A 20,056-nucleotide genomic window follows, 5' to 3' on the forward strand; every position below is an offset into this window, starting at 1 on the left:
ACACGCGCCAGAAGCATCCCTACGTACACACGACACGTCCCGGGGGGCAACGATGAAGCGGACTTCTTCCGTCATACGCAGAGCGGTACTGGCAGCGGCGGCGGTGGCACTCGCCGCCGGTTGTACGGCCCAGGCCGCCGACGGCGGAAACGGTTCTGCCGGTCCGACGGCAGCGCCGACGACGTCCGCTCCGGAGCCGAGCGGGCCCGCGACCGACGCTCCGACCGACGCTCCGACCGAGGCGCCGACCGAGGACACCGGGTCCCCGTCGCCCACCGCTCCGACGGAGACGCCCTCCGACGACGCCACCGGGAGCACGGGGCCCGAGGCCCTGATGGGCGACGGGGACGAGAGCGAGCAGGTCCGCGAGCTCCAGGCGCGGCTGCGGCAGCTGGATCACTTCGACCGGGCGCCCACCGGCTTCTACGGGACGATGACGGCCGGTTCGGTCACGGCCTTCCAGAAGAAGCAGGGCCTGCCGGGGACGGGTTCGGTCGACACGGCGACCTGGGAGCGGCTGCTCGGTGCGAGCCGCAAGCCGACCGCCGACGAGCTGAAGCCGTCGACCACCAACGAGCTGGACACGCCCGACGCGCGGTGCCTGACCGGCCGGGTGCTGTGCATCAGCAAGGAGAGCCGGACCCTCGCCTGGATGATCGACGGCAAGGTGGTCTCGTCGATGGACGTCCGCTTCGGCTCGGAGAACACCCCGACCCGTGAGGGCACGTTCACCGTCGAGCGCAAGGTCCGTCAGGACTGGTCGCGGCTCTACCACACGCCGATGCCGCTCTCGATGTACTTCAGCCGGGGCCAGGCGGTGCACTACTCGTCGGACTTCGCGGCCCGCGGCTACAACGGCGGCTCGCACGGCTGCGTCAACGTCCGGGACCGGGCCAAGCTCACGACCCTCTTCGACCAGGTGAAGGTCGGGGACAAGGTCGTCGTCCACTGGTGACCCGGCAGGCGGGGAGAGAGGGCGCGGGTGGGACCGGGGGAACGTGTCCCACCCGCGCCGGGTGCGCGGAGCCGTAGGTACGGGGGGAACCCCGGCTCACTGCGCGGCCGATGACCAGTCGGCTCACTCAGTACTGCGCCGACGGGTCGAGAAGTGTTACACCGGCAGCGGTACGCGGGCGGTGACGGCGATCACGGGCGGAGCGGCGGCGGCGAGCAGAACGGATTCTCCCGGCTCGGCGACGGACCGGGCCGCGCCGCGGCGGTCGTCGGTACGGCGGTCCTCGGCGTGGCGGTCGTCGGCGTGGCGGAGGCTCTCGCGGCGATCGCTCCCGCGGCGGTCCCCGGCTCCGGTGACACCCCGCCCGTCGCCGGGACGGCCGGCCCCGACCCGGCTGTTCCCGGTGCCGTCGCGCCGGTCGTCCCGGCTGTCGCCGGGCGCGTTCCCGTACCGGCCGTCGCTCCTGCCGTCGGAGTCGTCCTTCGCGCCGCCCGTGCCGTCGTCCTCGCCGTCGCCCTCGGACGGGCCCGTACCGCCGTCGAGGAGCCGGTCGCAGTAGCGGCGCAGCGTCTCGCCGTCGCGCAGGGTGCCCGTGAGCCGCTTGCGGCCGGTGGCGTCGAGCTTCCCCGACCGGTACTCCCGGCAGGCCTTGACGGCCATCTCCCGGAGCGTCATGGTGCCCGGCTTCCCCGTGGCGCCGGAGTCCTCCCCCGAACCGCCCGCCCCACCCGTGCCGCTGGGGCCCGGGCCCGTGGGCGTGCCCTCCGTGCTCCGGCCCGGCTCGGAGGTGCCCTGTCCCGGGGTGGCCGTGCCGGGTCCGTCGGTGCCTCCGGTGGCCGGTGCCGTGGTGCCGGTGCCGGCCGACGGGGACACGCCGGGCGCGGGGTCACCGCTGCCGCCCGGTTCCGCCGGCGGCGCCTCGGGGTCCTCGCGTATCCCGGGGTCCACCGAGACGAGCGGGTCGGCGGTCCCGCCCGCCGTGACGGAGCTGGCGGGGGCGGGGCCCACCATCGGCAGCACACCTGTTCCGGCGGCGACGGCGACCCCTCCGACGGTGACGGCGGCGACCGCGGCGGCGAGGCCGTACCGGACGGAGCGTCCCCAGCGGCGGCGGGGGGCCGCGACGGGGGCGAGCCGCACCCGGCCGAGGTCGGCGTGCGTGGTGTGTCCGGGGGCCGGCGCGGCCGTCACGTCGACGCGCGCGGCGGTGGCCTGCCGGAAGGCGGCGAGCGCGGCGGCCTCACCGGGCAGTTCGGTGCGCGCGGCCGGGGGGACGGCCGGGGTGCGGGCGGCGTCGAGGGCTTCGGCGAGTCGCTGGGCCCCGGAGCGCGCGCGGTCGTCGACGGCGTCGACGGGCTCGCCGCGGAGCAGCCGCTCCGCGGCCTCCTGGTCGAGCCACTGGTACCGCTCGTCGGCCATCACATGTCCTTCTGCGTACGCGGACGTGATTGCGTCACACCGCCGGGGGCCACGGACCCCGGCCCGCGCCCGCGTTGCGGAGGCACACCGTCCAGCGGGACGACGGCCTCTGCGGCCCCGTCCGGCCCGATGGTCTCGCCGTCGACGCCGAGGAGTTCGGCGAGCCTCTTGAGGCCGCGGTGGGCGGCGGTCCGTACGGCTCCGGGGCGTTTGCCCAGGGTGTCGGCGGCGCTCTTGGCGTCCAGGCCGACGACGACGCGCAGGACGACGGCCTCGGCCTGGTCCTGCGGAAGCTGGGCGATGAGCTGCATGGTGTGGCCGGTGGCCAGCGCCTCCAGGGCCTCGCCCGCCGTGTCGGAGGCGGCGGGCTTGTCGGTCAGTTCGGTCTCGTCGGCGCCGACGGCGGGCCGCCTGCCGCGCATCCGTATGTGGTCGAGGGCGCGGTTGCGGGCGATGCGGGCGGCCCAGCCGCGGAAGCGGTCCGCGTCGCCGTCGAAGCGGTCGAGGTCGCGGGCGATCTGGAGCCAGGCCTCCGAGGCGACGTCCTCGGCCTCGATGTCCCCGACCAGCGTGCGTATGTAGCCGAGCAACCGTGGATGCACGGCGCGATACACAGTACGGAAGGCGCTCTCGTCCCCGTCCTGCGCAGCGAGCACCGCGGCCGTCAGCTCCGCGTCGTCCCCCAGCACTCCCCAAACCCTGTTCGTCGGTCGCGTCGTCGCTTCGTCGCGGCTGGTCACCACCGCGACACTGCCTCGCGCACCTGCACGCTACGTCGTGTCGCGGCCGCGCGTCCACGCGGTCCGGGGTCTTTGTACAACTTGCAACCTTCGGGCGGCGGGGAGCGGCGCCCGGCCCGGGGGCCCTCCGGCTCGGCGCGGTGTGACAGAAAGCGCACCCTCGGCGCTGATAGGAGTACGGAGCCGTGCTGCGGCTCCGTGGACGGCGACCGGGGCCTCTCCTGTGGGGGGTGGCGGCCCCGGTCGTCTCCCTTTCCCCCTCCTCTTCCGCGCCTTCCTCTTCCTTCCGCGCGCCCTCTTTCTTCCGTGTTCCGCCTCGGCCAGGGGCGCGGTGCACCCTCACACTGTCAACTGACGGTTGACAGTGCAGGGGTGTCAACCTAGGGTTGCCTCATGACGAATCCAGCCGGTCCGAACGTCCCCGTCCGTCTCGACGAGCTCATCGAAGCGATCAAGAAGGTCCACACCGACGCCCTGGAGCAGCTCTCCGGTGCCGTCATCGCGGCGGACCACCTCGGCGATGTCGCCGACCACCTCATCGGCCACTTCGTGGACCAGGCCCGGCGCTCCGGCGCCTCCTGGACCGACATCGGCCGCAGCATGGGCGTCACCCGCCAGGCGGCCCAGAAGCGGTTCGTGCCCAAGGACCCGGACGCGGAGAAGATGGACCCGAGCGCGGGGTTCAACCGCTTCACCCCCCGGGCGCGGAACGTGGTGGTCGCCTCCCAGAACGAGGCCAAGGCCGCCGGGCACGACGAGATCCTCCCCGCCCACCTGGCGCTCGGGCTGCTCGCCGAGCCCGAGGGGCTCGCGGTGTTCTGGATGGGCACCCGGGGCGTGACCCCGGAGCGGATCCGCGAGGCCGTCACGGCGACCCTGCCGCCGGCCGCCGCCGAGGTGCCGGCGCTCGTCCCGTACGACGCGGCGGCGAAGAAGGTCCTGGAGCTGACGTTCCGCGAGGCCCTGCGCCTCGGCCACAACTACGTCGGCACCGAGCACATCCTGCTCGCCCTCCTGGAGCACGAGGACGGTACGGGCGTGCTGACCGGACTCGGCCTCGACAAGGCCGCGGCGGAGCGGGAGATCTCCGAGACGATCGCCTCGGTGGCGATCTCGGAGCCCGCCCCGGAGGAGCGGGCCTGAGGCCTCAGGCGGTGCGGGCCCGGCGCGAGACGACCGCGCGCAGCACCCGGCCGCCCTCGACGGAGAGTTCGCGGGCCCGGCGCAGACCGGTCGGGCCGTGGGCGGCCGATTCGAGGACGGCCTGCTGACGGCGGAGTTCCCCGGCGAGCAGCGGGCCCGCGCCCTCACCGTCCCCGGCCCGGCAGCACTCGACGAGACCGTCGGGCACCTCGGCCGCGTCGTACCGCCCGTGCAGGGCGAGGGCGGTGACGGAGCACGCGCCCGCCCAGGCGCGCAGGGCCCCGGCCGTCCAGACGGCCGGGGCCCCGGCCAGCATGCCGCGCACGGCCTCGGCGTCCGGCGAACCGCCGAGGTCGCTCCCGGCGTCCACGTCCAGTTCGACCCGGGCCTTGGCCACGGCCTCGCCCCAGGCCTGTCCGTCGCCGCGCGCGACGGCCGCCCAGACGGGCCGCAGGGCGTCGCCCCGGTCACCGGCGAGCAGCGGGAGACAGCGGTCGAGGCAGGCGAGGCCGGCCGCGGCCAGACCTCGCTCGTCGGCCCCGTCGATCAGTTCCAGCAGGCTCCGGCCCGTCACCGACGTCATGGACGCCTCCTCGCCACCCGATACGGACGCAGTACTTCCACTACTGCGCCGAGGGGCGCGATTTCGTCACTGCGCGGCCGGAATCATGCCATTGGCCCCGCGTCCTGCATAGGGTCCGCGCTCGGACCGGCGGAGCGCCTCGGCCGCACGGCACTCCGCCCGGCGGACGTGCTCACCGCACCCGCTGTGCCAGCGCCCGGAACTGGTCCCAGGTCGCCGTGGGCTTCCGTTCGTCCCACAGCTTCTGGGCCGTCGCCGTCAGCGGCATCCGGATCCCGTCGGCCACCTGCGCCGCGGTCTGCGACCGGGACAGGTCGCACCAGACGGCGAACCGGCCGCCCAGGATCTGGGAGTCGTACCGGGCCGGGACCGGGGTCGTGCCCCGGAGCACCAGCGGGGTCCACTGCTCGTAGATGCGGCGGCCGGTGGGGTACGTGAAGTCGTTCGGCTCGCCGAGCACGTAGTAGAGGAACTCGTCGTTGAGGTTCACGACCTTGCGGCCCTCGGCCAGGTACTCGGCCGGCGGCCGGGCCCCGATCTCCTTGCCGGTCCAGTACTCGACCTCGATGCCCTGGTCGGCCTGGACGACACCGCCCCGGAAGAAGCCGTCGTTCCAGGCCTTCGGCACCTTGCCGGTGCCGCGCACCACCGCGGCGCGGTCGTTCAGCCACCCCTCCGCCAGGTCCTGGACGCGCGCCTGCGCGCCGTACTTCTGGCGGGCCGCGGCGGCCAGCTGCGGGTAGGAGGCCTCGGGCGAGCGGACGGTCAGCGCCTGGTACTCGTCGGCGCCGACGTGGAACCAGCCGCCGGGGAAGAGCGCGGCGTACTCGCGCAGCAGCTCGTCGACGAGCTTCGCCGAGGCGGGCTTGGAGATGTCGATGGCGCCCTGCCTCGGAACGCCCTGGACGTTGAGCAGGCGCAGCTCCGGGTAGGCGCGCAGGACCGCGCCGAGGTGTCCGGGCGAGTCGATCTCGGGCACGACGGTGATGTGCAGGGTCTGCGCGAGGGCGAGGATCCGACGCACCTCGGCCTTGGTGAGGTGCTGGGCCGAGACGATCTCGGGGTGGGTGTCCGAGGCGATCCGGAAGCCCTGGTCGTCGGAGAAGTGCAGTCCGAACTGGTTGAGCTTGAGGTCGGCCATCCCCCGGAGCCGGGCCTCGATCCACTCCGCGGTGAAGAACTTGCGGGCGATGTCGAGGTTCAGTCCGCGCTGGGGCTTGGCGGGGGCGTCGGTGACCGTGCCCTCGGGCATCGCGCCCGAGCCCTTCACCGACTGCTTGAGGGTGCGGGTCCCGTAGAAGACGCCCGCCTGGTCGGGGCCGGTGATCCTGACCCGGTCGTCGCGGGTGGTCAGCGTGTACGACTCGGGGGCGCCCTTGCCGCCGAGGGCCAGCTCGACGTCGCCCGCGCGGGCGGCGACGGCGCCCCGGTAGGCGATCTTGAGCTCGCCCGCGAGGAGCTTCGCCTCGTCGGCCAGCCCCTCGCTGCCCGCGGCGATGACGATCCCGGCGGTGGGCACGGGCTTCCAGCCCGGTCCGCGCGCGGCCTCGTGGGCGCCGACGGCGGGGACGGTGAGGGGTGCGGTGGAGAGCGGGTAGGTCCTGGTCGGTGTCGGACTGGGCGGCGGCGCGCTGGTGGGCGAGGCGCTCGCGGACGTACCGGACGGAGAGGAGGCGGACGGGCCGGACCCGGACGGAGAACCGCCGGAACAGGCCGCCACGGTGGCCAGTGCCACCGCGGTCGCCAGAAGTGCGGAGCCCCGGCGGGGCCCCCGTATGGAGTACCGCATCATTCGGAATCCTCCCTCATGGCGGGCGGGCGGGCCAATCGGGGGACGGCGCGCCCCGGGGAGGGGACGGACCGGAACCCCTTCGTCCATCATCTGTTCCGAAACTCTCCCTTCCGGGTGAAATTCGCGCATCCGTCGGACACTTCCCTCGTCCCGTCGATAACGTTGCGTCACACCCACCCCATCGCGCCCCACGGATCGCGCCCGTCCCCGCGCGACCCGCCCCACCCGTCCCGGAGTACCGGAGCCCACGCTGACCAGCGACATCCATGTCCCCTGCCGTACGCCGGGCTCCACGGACGCGTCTGCCATACCCGCCCAGAACCAGGGCCCGTCCCCGCGCGGGCTCGCGGGTTTCAACGCCGCCACGCCCGCCGAGGCCGAGGCCGTGCTGCTCTCCTGCTGCCACAGCCGCCGCTGGGCCGAACGGGTGGCGGCACACCGCCCCTACCCCACCGTGGACGCCCTGCTCGCCGCCGCCGACGAGGCCGGGTACGACCTGTCCCGCGCGGACCTCGACGAGGCCCTGGCCGCCGAGTCCTCGGCCCTGCCGCACCCCGACGCGCCGCCCGCGGCGCGCACCGCGCTGCGGGCCGCCCACGCCGCGTACGAGAGCAGCTTCGGACACGCGTTCGTGATCAGCCTCGACGGCGTGCGCCCCGGGGAGCGGCTCGACCAGGTTCTGGCGGGCATCCGGTCACGTCTCGGCAACGAAGCGGAGGAGGAACGGGTGGTCGCCGCCGACGAACTGAGGCGGCTCGCCCGCGCCCGGCTCGCGTTCCGGCTCGCCGAGTCCCTCACGCCCCGACACTCCGCACCGTGATTCCGTCCGGAATGCGGCGATTCCGGCCTGTGTCATAGGCCGTCCGTGCCTGTTTGATCACACCTATGGACCCCGCGCAAACGAACCGACAAGTCGTCGCTACGATGACCGGGGCCGGTGGACCGTACCCGGCCGGGTCAGACCGACACTGAAGCCGGCCGACCCTGATCCCCGCTCCCGGAGGGTTTTTCCGTGCCGGCTGGAACGCTGTACCGCGGCCGGGAAGGAATGTGGAGCTGGGTGGCTCATCGAGTCACCGGCGTCCTCATCTTCTTCTTCCTGTTCGTACACGTGCTGGACACCGCTCTCGTCCGCGTCTCCCCCGAGGCGTACGACGAGGTCGTCGCGACCTACAAGACGCCGATCGTCGCTCTCCTTGAGTACGGCCTCGTCGCCGCCATCCTCTTCCACGCGCTGAACGGCCTCAGGGTCATCGCCGTGGACTTCTGGTCCAAGGGCCCGCGCTACCAGAAGCAGATGCTCTGGACCGTCGTGGGCATCTGGGTCGTGCTGATGGCGGGCTCGCTGTACCCCATCCTTGGTCACGCCGCACGTGAACTGTTCGGGAGCTGACGCCAGACATGTCTGCTGACACCACCTCCGCCACCATCGGCCCCGTCGAGGGTGGCGCCGCCTACGACGTGGAGAACCCCGCGCCGTACATCGAGGCCCCCCGCAAGCGCACCGGCAAGACCCCGCGCGCGACCCGCGGCAACTTCGAGATGGCCGCATGGCTCTTCATGCGCCTCTCGGGCGTGGTCCTCGTCGTCCTGGTCCTCGGTCACCTGCTGATCCAGCTCTTCCTGGACGGCGGCGTCTCCAAGATCGGCTTCGCCTTCGTGGCCGGCCGCTGGGCGTCCCCGTTCTGGCAGGTCTGGGACCTGCTGATGCTCTGGCTGGCCATGCTGCACGGCGCCAACGGCCTCCGTACCGTCATCAACGACTACGCGGAGCGGGCCAACACGCGCCTGTGGCTCAAGGGCCTGCTGTACACCGCCACGGTGTTCACCATCCTTCTGGGCACGCTGGTGATCTTCACCTTCGACCCGAACATCCGCTAGGCACGGGGCTGAGGTAATCCACGTCATGAAGATCCACAAGTACGACACCGTCATCGTCGGCGCCGGTGGCGCGGGCATGCGCGCCGCCATCGAGTCGACGAAGCGCAGCCGCACCGCCGTCCTGACGAAGCTCTACCCCACCCGCTCCCACACGGGCGCGGCGCAGGGCGGCATGGCCGCCGCGCTCGCCAACGTGGAGGAGGACAACTGGGAGTGGCACACCTTCGACACGGTCAAGGGCGGTGACTACCTGGTCGACCAGGACGCCGCCGAGATCCTGGCGAAGGAGGCCATCGACGCCGTCCTCGACCTGGAGAAGATGGGCCTGCCGTTCAACCGCACCCCGAACGGCACCATCGACCAGCGCCGCTTCGGCGGCCACTCCCGCAACCACGGCGAGGCCCCGGTCCGCCGGTCCTGCTACGCCGCGGACCGCACCGGCCACATGATCCTCCAGACGCTGTACCAGAACTGCGTCAAGGAGGGTGTGGAGTTCTTCAACGAGTTCTACGTCCTGGACCAGCTCATCGTCGAGGTCGACGGTGTGAAGCACTCCGCGGGCGTCGTCGCCTACGAGCTGGCCACCGGCGAGATCCACATCTTCCAGGCCAAGGCCGTGATCTACGCGTCCGGCGGCACCGGCAAGTTCTTCAAGGTGACCTCCAACGCGCACACCCTGACCGGTGACGGCCAGGCCGCCTGCTACCGCCGCGGCCTGCCCCTGGAGGACATGGAGTTCTTCCAGTTCCACCCGACGGGCATCTGGCGCATGGGCATCCTGCTGACGGAGGGCGCCCGCGGTGAGGGCGGCATCCTCCGCAACAAGGACGGCGAGCGCTTCATGGAGAAGTACGCGCCGGTCATGAAGGACCTCGCGTCCCGTGACGTCGTCTCCCGCTCCATCTACACGGAGATCCGCGAGGGCCGCGGCTGCGGTCCCGAGGGCGACCACGTCTACCTGGACCTGACGCACCTTCCGCCGGAGCAGCTGGACGCCAAGCTCCCGGACATCACCGAGTTCGCCCGTACGTACCTCGGCATCGAGCCGTACACGGACCCGATCCCGATCCAGCCCACCGCGCACTACGCCATGGGCGGCATCCCGACCAACGTCGAGGGTGAGGTCCTCTCGGACAACACCACCGTCGTCCCGGGTCTGTACGCGGCCGGCGAGGTCGCCTGCGTGTCGGTGCACGGCGCCAACCGCCTCGGCACCAACTCGCTGCTCGACATCAACGTCTTCGGCAAGCGCTCCGGCATCGCCGCGGCCGAGTACTCCGCCAAGCACGACTACGTCGAGCTGCCGGAGAACCCGGAGTCCCTCGTCGTCTCGACGATCGAGAAGCTGCGCAACTCCACCGGTCACGAGCGGGTCGCGGACATCCGTCGCGAACTGCAGGAGACCATGGACGCCAACGTCATGGTGTTCCGCACCGAGCAGACGATCAAGACGGCCGTCGAGAAGATCGCCGAGCTGCGCGAGCGCTACGAGAACGTGTCCATCCAGGACAAGGGCAAGCGCTTCAACACGGACCTCCTGGAGGCCATCGAGCTGGGCAACCTGCTCGAACTGGCCGAGGTCATGGCCGTCTCGGCCCTGGCGCGCAAGGAGTCCCGCGGCGGTCACTACCGCGAGGACTACCCCAACCGCGACGACGTCAACTTCATGCGCCACACGATGGCGTACCGCGAGGTCGGCGAGGACGGCTCCGAGACCGTGCGTCTCGACTACAAGCCGGTCGTCACGACCCGCTACCAGCCGATGGAGCGTAAGTACTGATGGCTACCCCCGTACTGGACAAGGTCGAGGCGGAGTCCGCCGCCTCCCCGTACATCACGGTCACGATGCGGATCCGCCGCTTCAACCCCGAGGTGTCGGACGCGTCGGTCTGGGAGGACTTCCAGATCGAGATCGACCCGAAGGAGCGTGTGCTCGACGCCCTCCACAAGATCAAGTGGGACGTCGACGGCACGCTGACCTTCCGTCGCTCGTGCGCGCACGGCATCTGCGGCTCTGACGCGATGCGGATCAACGGCAAGAACAGGCTCGCCTGCAAGACGCTGATCAAGGACCTCAACCCCGACAAGCCGATCACCGTCGAGGCCATCAAGGGCCTCACGGTGCTGAAGGACCTTGTCGTCGACATGGAGCCCTTCTTCCAGGCGTACCGGGACGTCATGCCGTTCCTGGTCACCAAGGGCAACGAGCCGACGCGCGAGCGCCTGCAGTCCGCCGAGGACCGCGAGCGCTTCGACGACACCACCAAGTGCATCCTGTGCGCCGCGTGCACGTCGTCCTGCCCGGTCTTCTGGAACGACGGCCAGTACTTCGGTCCGGCCGCGATCGTCAACGCGCACCGCTTCATCTTCGACTCGCGTGACGAGGCGGGCGAGCAGCGCCTGGAGATCCTGAACGACAAGGACGGCGTGTGGCGTTGCCGCACGACGTTCAACTGCACGGACGCCTGCCCGCGTGGCATCGAGGTCACGAAGGCGATCCAGGAGGTCAAGCGCGCGCTGATCACGCGTCGCTTCTGACCGGACGGTTCGGTGCTTCGGCCCGCTTCTGTACGCTGCGGCGTGCAGGAGCGGGCTTTTTTCTACTGAGGACGGGGACTGATGAGCGAGCCGAATCCTTACAGGCCGGAGGAGTACGAGTGGGGTCCCGGGCAGCAGCAGCCGGGGACGCCGGCCTACGGGTACCCGTACCCGCAGTCCCCGTCGTACCAGCCGACCCTGCCGGAAGGCGTGCCCGTTCCGCCGCAGCACGCCCCGGTGCCGCAGGGCATCGCGGGCGCGGGAACCCCGGTGCTGAGCCTGGGTGACATCACCGTGGTGGGCGACCAGATCATCACGCCCGCCGGGCCGATGCCCCTGAAGGGCGCCGTGTGGAACGCGATGGACATGTCGCGGACCGAGGAGAAGATGCCCACGGTCGCGATCGTGCTCGCGGTCGTCTTCTTCATCTTCTGCCTGCTGGGTCTGTTGTTCCTGCTGATGAAGGAGAAGCAGACGACCGGCTTCATCCAGGTCACGGTGACCAGCGGCGGCAAGCACCACTCGACGATGATCCCGGCGCGCGGCCCGGACACCATCCACTGGGTGATGGGCCAGCTCAACTACGCGCGGTCGCTGAGCATGTGACCGGCCGCCGCCCCGGGGGACCCCGAGGCCTCGCCTCCGGGTCCCTCAGCCGTGCCAGGGGCGGGGCGTCTCCGTCGCCTCCGCCTCGACCATGACGCGGCGGAGCATGGCGTTGAGGAGGGTGCGTTCCTCGGGGGTGAGGACGCCGAGGAGGCGGTACTCCTCGTGGCCGAGGACGTCCATCGCGCCGAGCCAGGTCTCATGGCCGGCGGCGGTCAGCTCGACGACGACCCGGCGGCGGTCGACGGTGGACTGGGTGCGGCGGACGAAGCCGCGCTTCTCCAGGGCGTCGAGGCGGCCGGAGACGGAGGCCGGGGCCAGGTCGAGGTCCTGGGCGAGCTCGGAGGGGGCGGCGCTGCCGCCGCGGCCGGCGATCTTGTGCAGGGTGTCGAACTCGTGCCGCTCCAGGTCGAAGTCGACGAGCGACTGTTCTCTGACCCGGCGGAAGTGGACGGAGAGCTTCTTCATCCGGGTGACGGCGCCCTCGACGACGGGGTCGAGGCCGGGCAGGACGGGCTGCCAGCGGGCGACGTGCTCGTCGGTCCAGTCGCGGGGACCGCTCGGGGTGCGCGGCTCGCCGGGCGTGCCCCGTCCACCGGGCGGGTGCCGCTCGCTCGGGGTACGCGGTTCCTCGGAGTGCGCCATGGGGTGATCGTACGTCGGCCGGCGGGCAGGCTCAGGAGAAGTATTTCGTTGACGAATTATTCGATACCGAAATACTCTTCGGGTCATGACCGCTGCCACCGGTACGACGCTCCCGCCTGCCCCGCCGCCCGTCCCGCACCCGCTGCGCACCCGCCCCTTCCGGCTGCTCCTCGCCGGCCGCACCCTCTCCCTCCTGGGTGACGCCGCGATCCCCGCCGCCCTCGCCCTGGCCGTCCTGGAGGCCACCGGCTCCACGTCGGCGCTCGCCCTGGTCCTCGCCTGCGCCATGGTCCCCAAGCTGCTCCTGCTGCCCCTGGGCGGCGTCGTCGGCGACCGCTTCGACGCCCGCACGGTCGCGCTCACCACGGATCTCGTCCGCTGCGCCACCCAGCTCGTCGTCGCCGTCCAGCTCCTCGGCGGCACCCCCAGCCTCGCCGTCCTCGCCGTCGCCGAGGCGCTCGGCGGCGCGGCCGGCGCCTTCGCCATGCCGACCGGTTCCCCCCTGGTGAAGGGAACGGTCGCGCCCGAGGCCCTGCACCGCGCCAACGCCGCCCTGGGCATCGCCAAGAGCGCCACCCGCCTCGGCGGCCCGGCCCTCGCGGGCGCCCTGGTCCTGACCGTGGGGCCGGGCTGGGCGTTCGTCCTGGACGCGGCCACCTTCGCCCTCAGCGCCCTGCTCCTGGCGGCGGTGCGGGTGGAGCGGGTACGGATCCCCCGCCGCTCGCTCCGCGCCGACCTCGCCGAGGGCTGGCAGGAGGTCCGCACCCGCGACTGGTACTGGACCAGCCTGATCGGCCACAGCGCCTGGAACGGCGCCGCGGCCGTCCTGATGACCCTCGGCCCCGCCGTCGCCGTGCAGCGGCTCGGCGGCGGCGCCACCTGGGTCCTCCTGCTCCAGGTCGGCGCCGTCGGATTCCTCCTCGGCGCGCTGCTGGCCGGCCGGGCCCGCCCCCGGCGCCCGGTCCTGGCGGCCAACCTCGGGCTCGCCACGTACGCACTGCCGCTGGTCCTGCTCGCGGTCGCCGCGCCCGCGCCGCTGACGATCGCCGCCTACGGGCTCGCGCAGGCGGGGCTCGGCTTCCTCTCCCCCGTCTGGGAGACCGCCGTCCAGCGGGCGGTTCCCGCCCACGCGCTGGCCCGCGTCACCTCGTACGACTGGCTCCTCTCCCTGGCCGCGATGCCCCTCGGGTACGCCCTGGCCCCGCTCGCGGCCGCCGCCTGGGGGCCCGAGGTGCCGCTGCTCGCCGCCGCGGTGGTGGTCGGCGGCTGCTGCCTGGGCACCGCGTTCGTCCCCGGGGTACGGAGGTTCAAGGCGGGGAACTGAGGCCACGGGGGCACCGGTGGGCGCACACGGAAGCGGGCCCTAGGGGGCCGCGGTCTCCGCGAGGAAGGCGGTGAGCAGGCGGGCCGTCTCGGCCGGGCGCTCCAGGGCGGGGAGGTGGCCGGCCCAGTCGAGGTCGACGCGGCGGGCGCCGGGCAGGAGGCGGGTGAGTTCGTCGGCGACCGCCCGGAAGTCGGGTACGTCATGGGCCCCGGCGACCACGAGGGCGGGGACCTTGATGCCGGCGAGGTCGTCCCGGGTGACGTCGAGCCGGACCGGGGAGAACTCGTCGGGGACGGCGAGCTGGACCTCGAAGGCGTGCCGCTGCATCTCCCGGACGAGGGCGCGGACCTCGGGCCCGGCCTCGGGGCCGAGCCAGGTCTCGACGTTGAGCTCGACGGCGGCGTCGAGGTCGCCCGCCTCGATCAGCTCGTCCTCACGGTCGCCCCAGGCGGCCAGCTCCTCGCTGGGCTGGAAGCCGGGTATCCCGGAGTTGAGCAGGGCGAGGGCGGAGACGTGGCCGGGGTGGCGGACGGCGAACTCCAGGGCGACCCCGCCGCCGAAGGAGGAGCCGACGACGGCGGCACGGTCGATCCCGAGGTGGTCGAGGAGGTCGCGCACGTCGTCGGCGTGGGTGTGGGCGGCTTCGACGGGGGTCTCCCCGAAGCCGCGGAAGTCGCAGCGGACGACGCGGTGGCCCGCCTCGGCGAGCGCGTGGAACTGCCCCTCCCACATCCGGCGGTCACAGACCCCGGAGTGCAGCAGGAGGACGGTCGAGGGGCCTTGTCCGGCCAGGTCATGAGAGAGCGTCACCCGGGTGACCCTAGGGGGTGGCACCGGTGCGGTCCAGCAGGTTTCCCCTCCCCACTTGAACACGTTCAAAGAGAGGTCTACAGTCATGTCTGCCAGCTTTTGAACGCGTTCAAGGGAGCGTGGGGCATGGACCTCACTGTCGTCGCGTACATCGCCTACCTGCTGATCAGCGTGGCCCTGACCATCTGGGTCGCGCGCACGCTCAGCCGCAACGGAAGGATCTTCCTCGCGGACGTCCTGCACGGGAACGAGAAGCTCGCCGAGGCGGTCAACCACCTCCTCGTGGTCGGCTTCTACCTCGTCAACTTCGGCTTCGTCGCCCTCTACCTGAGCCAGGACGACGCCGTCCTCGACGCCCGCGCGCTCTTCGAGGCGCTCTCCGTGAAGCTCGGGGTCGTCCTGCTCGTCCTCGGCGTGATGCACCTCGGGAACGTGTACGTCCTCAACAAGATCCGGCGCCGCGGGGTCATGGAGCGCGAGCAGGTGCCCCCGGTCGGACCGCAGGGGTGGACCCACGCGCCCAAGGCAGGTCCGTGGACCCCGCCGGCACCCCAGGGCTGAACCGCCGTGCCGACCCCCGTGGGACGCCTGACCGTGCTGTACGACGCCGAGTGCCCGCTCTGCGTGCACCTCAGGCACTGGCTGCTGCGCCAGCGCCGGCTCGTCCCGCTCGACCTCGTGCCGGCCGGGTCGCAGGAGGCCCGGCGCCGGTTCCCGGAGCTCGACCACGCCGCCACCCTGCGGGAGATCACCGTCGTCGGGGACCGGGGCCAGGTCTACCGGGAGACCTCCGCCTGGATCGTCTGCCTCTGGGCCCTGGCCGAGTACCGGCCCAAGGCCCACTGGCTCGCCACCCCCGCCGGGCAGCCCTTCGCCCGGATGACCGTGCTCGCGGCGGCGAAGTGGCGGGCGGCCCTCAAAGGGCCCGGCGGCGGGGGCGGAGCCTGCGGGGACGGGCACTGCGAGGTGCCCGGTCCGCCCGGCTAGGCTCGGCCCTGTGAACGACGCGAAGGAAGAGAAGAAGGCCCCGAAGAGCGAGCAGACCCGCACGCTCATCCTCGAAACCGCGCTCCGGCTGTTCCGGGAGCGCGGTTACGACAAGACGACGATGCGGGCCATCGCCCAGGAGGCCGGGGTCTCCGTCGGGAACGCGTACTACTACTTCTCCTCCAAGGAACACCTCGTCCAGGGGTTCTACGACCGGATCGCCGAGGAGCACCAGGCGGCCGTCGAGCCCATCCTGACCGGCGGCGAGAAGGACCTGACGGCCCGGATCCGGGGGGTCTACCTCGGCTGGCTGGACATCGCGGAGCCGTACCACGAGTTCGCGGCCCAGTTCTTCAAGAACGCCGCCGACCCCGACAGCCCGCTCAGCCCCTTCTCCCCCGAGTCGGAGGGCCCGCGCGAGGCGGCCATCGAGGTCCACCGGCGGGTCATCTCCGGCGCCTCGGTGAAGGTCGACCCCGAACTGGCCGAGGCCCTGCCGCAGTTGCTGTGGCTCCAGCAGATGGGCCTGGTGCTCTTCTGGGTGTACGACCGCTCGGAGGGCGCCGCGAACAGCCGCCGCCTGGTGGAGCGGCTCGCGCCGGTCACGGCCCGCGCGATCTCGCTCTCCCGGTTCCGGATCCTGCGTCCGCTCGTCAAGGAGACGCACGAGCTGCTCGCCGACTTCATGCCGACGGCAGCGGGAATGGCGGCCTCGGGCAAGCCCAAGAAGCGGGCCGTCCCGAAGCCGCCGGAGACCTCGTGAGGGACGGGGCCCGCCTCGTGGCGAGGACCGGGCCCCGGTCCGGCAGGGCCCGTCCGACCCTTGGCGCCGGATCAGGCCGGGTCGTTCGGTGCGTGCGATCGCCGTGCGGCCGGGACGCCCTCGTAGCGGAGCTACTTGGGCGTTTCGGCCGTGCGGCGAGCGGGCGTGCCGGGCGGCCCGGACCCGGCGGGAAGGGTCGGACGGGCCCTAGATCCAGCTGAGCTCCCACAGACGCCAGATGCCCGTACCGTCCGTCAGGTACTGGGAGCCGGCGACCCCCTCCGTGGAGAGGACGTAGTCCTTCTTCTGCCACAGCGGGACGAGCGGGACGTCGGTCGCGACCTCGTCCTGGATCTGCCGGAAGTCGGAGGTCGCCCGGGAGCGGTCGCTGAACTGCTGCGTCGAGGAGATCAGGGTGTCGATCCGCTTGCTGGAGAACCCGTTGTGCAGGGTGTTCCCGGTGCCGACGAGCGGCGCCGTGAAGCTGTCGGAGTCGGGGAAGTCGGGGAGCCAGCCGACGGTGTACGCGTCGTAGGTTCCCTTCGCGTACGCCTTCTGGAACTCCGTCCACTTGACCTCGACGGCCTCGACCTCGAAGAGGCCGGTCTCCTCCAGCTGCCGCTTGATCTCGGCGGTCTCGGCGCCGTAGGTGGCGTCCTTGCGGTAACCGAAGGTGAACTTCACCGGGGTCTTCACGCCGGCGTCCTTCAGGAGCTCCCTGGCCTTCTTGGCGCTCGGCTCCGGCGTGATGTCGTAGAAGGCGGTGCTGTGCCCGACGAAGCCCTGCGGGATGAGGGAGTACAGCGGCTCGACCGTGCCCTTGTAGGCGCCGGTGGTGATCGCCGGACGGTCGAGGACGGCGGCGACCGCCTGCCGTACGGCCTTGTCCGCCATGGGCGAGCCGGGCCGGACGTTGAAGTTGAGGTTGCGGATCTCGGCGCTCTCCGCCTCGGTGACCCGCGTCCCGTCCTTGGTGTCCAGGGTCGAGATGAAGTCCGGCGGGAGCTGCCGGTGCGTCACCTGGACGTCCTTCGCCTTCCAGGCGGTGGCGAGTTCCTCGGACTGGCCGAAGTACCGGACGAGGACCGGGCCGCCGCTCTTGGTGATGGCTCCCCGGTAGTTCGGGTTCGGCTCCAGGAGCGCGGACTCGCCCTCCTTGTACTCCTTGAGGACGTACGGCCCCGAGCCGTCGACCCCGGAACCGGTCCGCAGCTTGTCCGCCGGGTACTGGTCCTTGTCGACGATCGAGCCGGCCCCCGTGGCCACCTTCAGCGGGAACGTGGCGTCCCGGCCGCTCAGGTGGAAGGTGACGTCACGACCCTCGGACGTGACGCTCTTCAGGGTCGGGAAGAGGGCCTGAGGGCCGACGTCCGTCTTGATCCGCAGCATCCGCTCGAAGGAGTACGTGACGTCCTCGGCCGTGATCTTCCGCCCGTTGGCGAAGGAGAGGTCGTCGCGGAGCGTGCACCGGTACGTCGTGAGCTTGGTGTCCGAGAACTTGCAGCTCTCCGCCGCGTCCGGGACGGGGGTCGTGAACCCCGGCTTGAACGTCAGCAACGACTGGAAGACGTTGCTGTAGAGGGCCCAGGAACCGGCGTCGTACGCGCCGGCCGGGTCCAGTGAAGTGATCGCGTCGGTTGTGCCGACGCTGATGGGATCGGTTCGACCGCCGTCGGAGGGCAGGAGTTGCCAGCCCCCCACTCCGGCGGCCACCAGTACTCCACAAGTGATGAGGATCCGCAGACGGACCGTCGACCGCATTGCCGTGCTTCCTTTTTTCGTCCACCCCAGCTGCGACGACCCCCCGGAAACGTCGCGATGGCGTCATCCCATCACACGGAATTCACAAGCGGAAGAGGAAACTTGCACACCACAGGTATATGTCCGGGAAATGCGAATTTAAGTCGATGAGCAGCACGTATCGCTCTCGGAGCAGGGAGTCACCCCGCCCCGATTACGCCTGTTTCGAGGCGAGTTCGACGATCGTGATGTCGGACGGCGCCCCGACCCGGACCGGCGGCCCCCACGCGCCCGCGCCCCGCGAGACGTACAGCTGGGTGTCCCCGTACCTCTCCAGCCCGGCGACGGTCGGGTTGGCCAGTTCGGCGAGGTGGTTGCCGGGCCAGAGCTGGCCGCCGTGGGTGTGGCCGGAGAGCTGGAGGTCCACGCCGTGGCGTACGGCGTCGTGGATGACGACCGGCTGGTGCGCCATGAGGACCGCGGCCCGGGCCCGGTCGCGGTCGCCGAGGGCGCGGACGAAGTCGGGGCCCTGGCCCTCGCTCTCGCCCGCGACGTCGTCGACGCCGGCGAGGTCGAAGCCGGCCGCGATCTCCACGCGGTCGTTGCGCAGCGGGCGCAGGCCGAGTTCGCGGACGTGGTCGACCCAGGCGTCGGCGCCCGAGAAGTACTCGTGGTTGCCGGTCACGAAGAAGGAGCCGTGCCGGGCGCGGAGCCGGGCGAGCGGCTCGGCGGCGGGGCCCAGGTTCTCGACGGTGCCGTCGACGAGGTCGCCGACGACCGCGACCAGGTCGGGCTGGGCGGAGTTGATCGTGTCCACGATCCGCTGGGTGTGGGCGCGGCCCAGGATCGGTCCGATGTGGATGTCGGAGACGACGGCGATCCGGTAGCCGTGCGCGGCGCGCGGGAGCCTGGCGAGCGGGACGGTGACCCGCTTGATCCGGGGGCCGCGCAGCACGCCGTACGCGCCGAGTCCGACGGTCCCGACCGCGGCGGCGGCCGCGGCGCCGCCGACGACCCGGGAGACGAACAGCCGGCGGGAGACCTCGGCGGGGGACGCGGGGTCCGACGGCCGGTCGGCCGTCGGGGCGGGCTCCTTGGGCTCCACGGTCTCGGCGGTCGCGGCGGTCTCGGCGGGGGAGGCGGGGGAGGCGGGGGAGGCCGATTCCGCCGGGGTGGCGCGGGTGACCGGTGTCTTCGGTGCCGCTTGCGCCGCTGGTGCCGACGGTGCCGCTGGTGCCGCTGGTGCCGACGGTGCCGCTGGTGCCGACGGCGTGGCCGGGCCCGTCGTCTCCGCCGGGTTCTCCGCGTTCGCCGGTACGGGCTCGGGGGCCGGGACCGGGAGGGCGACGGGCTCCGGGGCCGCCGCCTTCGCACGGCGGCTGAGCCACGCGTACAGGACCGGCCGGACGGCCTCGCCGACGACCAGGGCGAGGACCACGTACAGGAGCAGCGCGAGCCACAGGAAGCCCGGCCAGGCGACCACCTGCTGGAGCACGAACGGGGCTCCGGCGCGGGAGGAGCCCAGGGCGGCGAACGAGAGCAGCGGCAGCACCACGACGGCGGCCGTGCCCAGGCGGCGCGGCAGGCTCCCGCGCGTCGTGACGTCGCGCACGAGGCGCCGCCACACGTACCAGTGGACCGCGCCGAGCAGCGCCAGGACCACGACCAGAACCAGCAGGAAGACGACCACGCCCCGGAACCCCTCTTCTACGTACCGCTCGCGCCACTACCGACCGCTAGCCGCGGATCTCACCGTTCTCGCGGATCCGATCGTCCTCGCGGACCCCGCCGTCCTCGCGGATCCCGCCGTTCCCGGCGCGCGCGGCGCGCACCCCACGCAACCCGAGCACCCCGATCACCGTCCCCAGGACAAAGGACGTGACGGCAAGCAGCAGATGAACCCAGAAGTAGGCCGTCGGGTCGCCCGCGTCGTCGAAGGCGAGGCCGCTCCCGTCGTTCCACAGGTTCTTGACGAAAGTGATCCAGATGAACCAGCTCCACACCCCGAACGCGAGCAGGAACCAGGAGACGCGGCGGCTGAGCTTCATGTCCCCAGTATCACCGCCCGTCCCCGGGGCCCCGCGTCCGGGTGGACGAGCCCGACCGAAGCGCCAGCCGGGGTTCGGATCC

General features: G+C 72.1%; 21 protein-coding genes. 12 read left to right on the plus strand and 9 right to left on the minus strand.

Annotation, left to right across the window (positions count from 1 at the left end; genetic code table 11):
• Window positions 1-52 precede the first annotated feature (52 nt).
• Window positions 53-955: a L,D-transpeptidase family protein gene (locus tag ABT129_RS17310; RefSeq protein ID WP_351901695.1), complete on the plus strand. Its 903-nt coding sequence runs from the start codon at window positions 53-55 to the stop codon at window positions 953-955.
• A 156-nt stretch (window positions 956-1,111) separates the two neighbouring features.
• Here the strand turns inward: ABT129_RS17310 and ABT129_RS17315 are convergent, their stop codons facing one another.
• Both ABT129_RS17315 and ABT129_RS17320 read right to left on the minus strand, forming a co-directional pair.
• Window positions 1,112-2,374 (minus strand): hypothetical protein, encoded by a 1,263-nt coding sequence (locus tag ABT129_RS17315; protein ID WP_351901697.1) that lies wholly within the window; start codon window positions 2,372-2,374, stop codon window positions 1,112-1,114.
• Complete coding sequence (locus ABT129_RS17320) at window positions 2,374-3,063, minus strand: RNA polymerase sigma factor (protein ID WP_351901699.1); 690 nt, start codon at window positions 3,061-3,063, stop codon at window positions 2,374-2,376. The genes ABT129_RS17315 and ABT129_RS17320 overlap by 1 nt, the downstream gene beginning before the upstream one ends.
• Window positions 3,064-3,507: 444 nt before the next feature.
• Here ABT129_RS17320 and ABT129_RS17325 point away from each other — a divergent pair, with 444 nt between their 5' ends.
• Window positions 3,508-4,257, plus strand: coding sequence for a Clp protease N-terminal domain-containing protein (locus tag ABT129_RS17325; protein WP_351901701.1), 750 nt, complete (start codon window positions 3,508-3,510; stop codon window positions 4,255-4,257).
• A 4-nt stretch (window positions 4,258-4,261) separates the two neighbouring features.
• Here ABT129_RS17325 and ABT129_RS17330 read toward each other — a convergent pair whose 3' ends face one another.
• A complete protein-coding gene (locus tag ABT129_RS17330; protein WP_351901703.1) occupies window positions 4,262-4,840 on the minus strand; it encodes a hypothetical protein in 579 nt (192 codons plus the stop codon).
• A gap of 172 nt (window positions 4,841-5,012) precedes the next feature.
• Window positions 5,013-6,632 (minus strand): beta-N-acetylhexosaminidase, encoded by a 1,620-nt coding sequence (locus ABT129_RS17335; RefSeq protein WP_351901705.1) that lies wholly within the window; start codon window positions 6,630-6,632, stop codon window positions 5,013-5,015.
• Window positions 6,633-6,894: 262 nt separating this feature from the next.
• Between ABT129_RS17335 and ABT129_RS17340 the strand changes: the two genes are divergently transcribed.
• From ABT129_RS17340 to ABT129_RS17365, 6 genes are all read left to right on the plus strand, one after another.
• Window positions 6,895-7,452: a 2-oxo-4-hydroxy-4-carboxy-5-ureidoimidazoline decarboxylase gene (locus ABT129_RS17340; RefSeq protein ID WP_502981799.1), complete on the plus strand. Its 558-nt coding sequence runs from the start codon at window positions 6,895-6,897 to the stop codon at window positions 7,450-7,452.
• Window positions 7,453-7,644: 192 nt separating this feature from the next.
• Window positions 7,645-8,025: a succinate dehydrogenase, cytochrome b556 subunit gene (gene sdhC / locus ABT129_RS17345; protein WP_073809812.1), complete on the plus strand. Its 381-nt coding sequence runs from the start codon at window positions 7,645-7,647 to the stop codon at window positions 8,023-8,025.
• A gap of 8 nt (window positions 8,026-8,033) precedes the next feature.
• A complete protein-coding gene (locus tag ABT129_RS17350) occupies window positions 8,034-8,513 on the plus strand; it encodes a succinate dehydrogenase hydrophobic membrane anchor subunit (protein WP_351901709.1) in 480 nt (159 codons plus the stop codon).
• Between the two features lie 25 nt (window positions 8,514-8,538).
• Window positions 8,539-10,293 carry a succinate dehydrogenase flavoprotein subunit gene (gene sdhA, locus ABT129_RS17355; protein ID WP_351901711.1) on the plus strand — a complete coding sequence of 585 codons (1,755 nt, stop codon included), beginning with the start codon at window positions 8,539-8,541 and terminating at the stop codon, window positions 10,291-10,293.
• Window positions 10,293-11,051: a succinate dehydrogenase iron-sulfur subunit gene (locus ABT129_RS17360; RefSeq protein ID WP_351901713.1), complete on the plus strand. Its 759-nt coding sequence runs from the start codon at window positions 10,293-10,295 to the stop codon at window positions 11,049-11,051. Before sdhA ends, ABT129_RS17360 begins: the two co-directional genes overlap by 1 nt.
• 81 nt (window positions 11,052-11,132) lie before the next feature.
• On the plus strand, window positions 11,133-11,657 hold the full coding sequence (locus ABT129_RS17365) for a hypothetical protein (RefSeq protein ID WP_351901715.1): 525 nt from the start codon (window positions 11,133-11,135) through the stop codon (window positions 11,655-11,657).
• Between the two features lie 45 nt (window positions 11,658-11,702).
• Here ABT129_RS17365 and ABT129_RS17370 read toward each other — a convergent pair whose 3' ends face one another.
• Complete coding sequence (locus ABT129_RS17370) at window positions 11,703-12,302, minus strand: MarR family winged helix-turn-helix transcriptional regulator (RefSeq protein ID WP_351901717.1); 600 nt, start codon at window positions 12,300-12,302, stop codon at window positions 11,703-11,705.
• Between the two features lie 85 nt (window positions 12,303-12,387).
• Here ABT129_RS17370 and ABT129_RS17375 point away from each other — a divergent pair, with 85 nt between their 5' ends.
• Window positions 12,388-13,626, plus strand: a complete 1,239-nt coding sequence (locus ABT129_RS17375; RefSeq protein ID WP_351901719.1) for an MFS transporter — start codon at window positions 12,388-12,390, stop codon at window positions 13,624-13,626.
• Between the two features lie 39 nt (window positions 13,627-13,665).
• On the opposite strand, the gene ABT129_RS17380 is transcribed toward ABT129_RS17375, so the two are convergent.
• Window positions 13,666-14,436, minus strand: a complete 771-nt coding sequence (locus ABT129_RS17380; protein WP_351901721.1) for an alpha/beta fold hydrolase — start codon at window positions 14,434-14,436, stop codon at window positions 13,666-13,668.
• A gap of 126 nt (window positions 14,437-14,562) precedes the next feature.
• On the opposite strand from ABT129_RS17380, the gene ABT129_RS17385 reads away from it, so the two are divergent.
• Genes ABT129_RS17385 through ABT129_RS17395 form a run of 3 tightly spaced genes read left to right on the plus strand, consistent with a single transcriptional unit; the run spans window position 14,563 to window position 16,186 of the window.
• The gene (locus tag ABT129_RS17385) at window positions 14,563-14,997 is read left to right on the plus strand and encodes a hypothetical protein (protein ID WP_351901723.1); all 435 of its coding nucleotides are present in this window, start codon (window positions 14,563-14,565) and stop codon (window positions 14,995-14,997) included.
• A gap of 6 nt (window positions 14,998-15,003) precedes the next feature.
• Window positions 15,004-15,423, plus strand: a complete 420-nt coding sequence (locus ABT129_RS17390; protein ID WP_351901725.1) for a thiol-disulfide oxidoreductase DCC family protein — start codon at window positions 15,004-15,006, stop codon at window positions 15,421-15,423.
• 10 nt (window positions 15,424-15,433) lie between these two features.
• A complete protein-coding gene (locus ABT129_RS17395; protein ID WP_351901727.1) occupies window positions 15,434-16,186 on the plus strand; it encodes a TetR/AcrR family transcriptional regulator in 753 nt (250 codons plus the stop codon).
• Between the two features lie 207 nt (window positions 16,187-16,393).
• On the opposite strand, the gene ABT129_RS17400 is transcribed toward ABT129_RS17395, so the two are convergent.
• From ABT129_RS17400 to ABT129_RS17410, 3 genes are all read right to left on the minus strand, one after another.
• Window positions 16,394-17,947, minus strand: coding sequence for an ABC transporter substrate-binding protein (locus ABT129_RS17400; protein WP_351901729.1), 1,554 nt, complete (start codon window positions 17,945-17,947; stop codon window positions 16,394-16,396).
• A 193-nt stretch (window positions 17,948-18,140) separates the two neighbouring features.
• The gene (locus ABT129_RS17405) at window positions 18,141-19,616 is read right to left on the minus strand and encodes a metallophosphoesterase (RefSeq protein ID WP_351901731.1); all 1,476 of its coding nucleotides are present in this window, start codon (window positions 19,614-19,616) and stop codon (window positions 18,141-18,143) included.
• A 46-nt stretch (window positions 19,617-19,662) separates the two neighbouring features.
• The gene (locus ABT129_RS17410; RefSeq protein ID WP_351901733.1) at window positions 19,663-19,974 is read right to left on the minus strand and encodes an SCO4848 family membrane protein; all 312 of its coding nucleotides are present in this window, start codon (window positions 19,972-19,974) and stop codon (window positions 19,663-19,665) included.
• Window positions 19,975-20,056: the final 82 nt, after the last annotated feature.

It is taken from the genome of Streptomyces sp. NPDC002057, assembly GCF_040296665.1.
Taxonomy (GTDB): domain Bacteria; phylum Actinomycetota; class Actinomycetes; order Streptomycetales; family Streptomycetaceae; genus Streptomyces.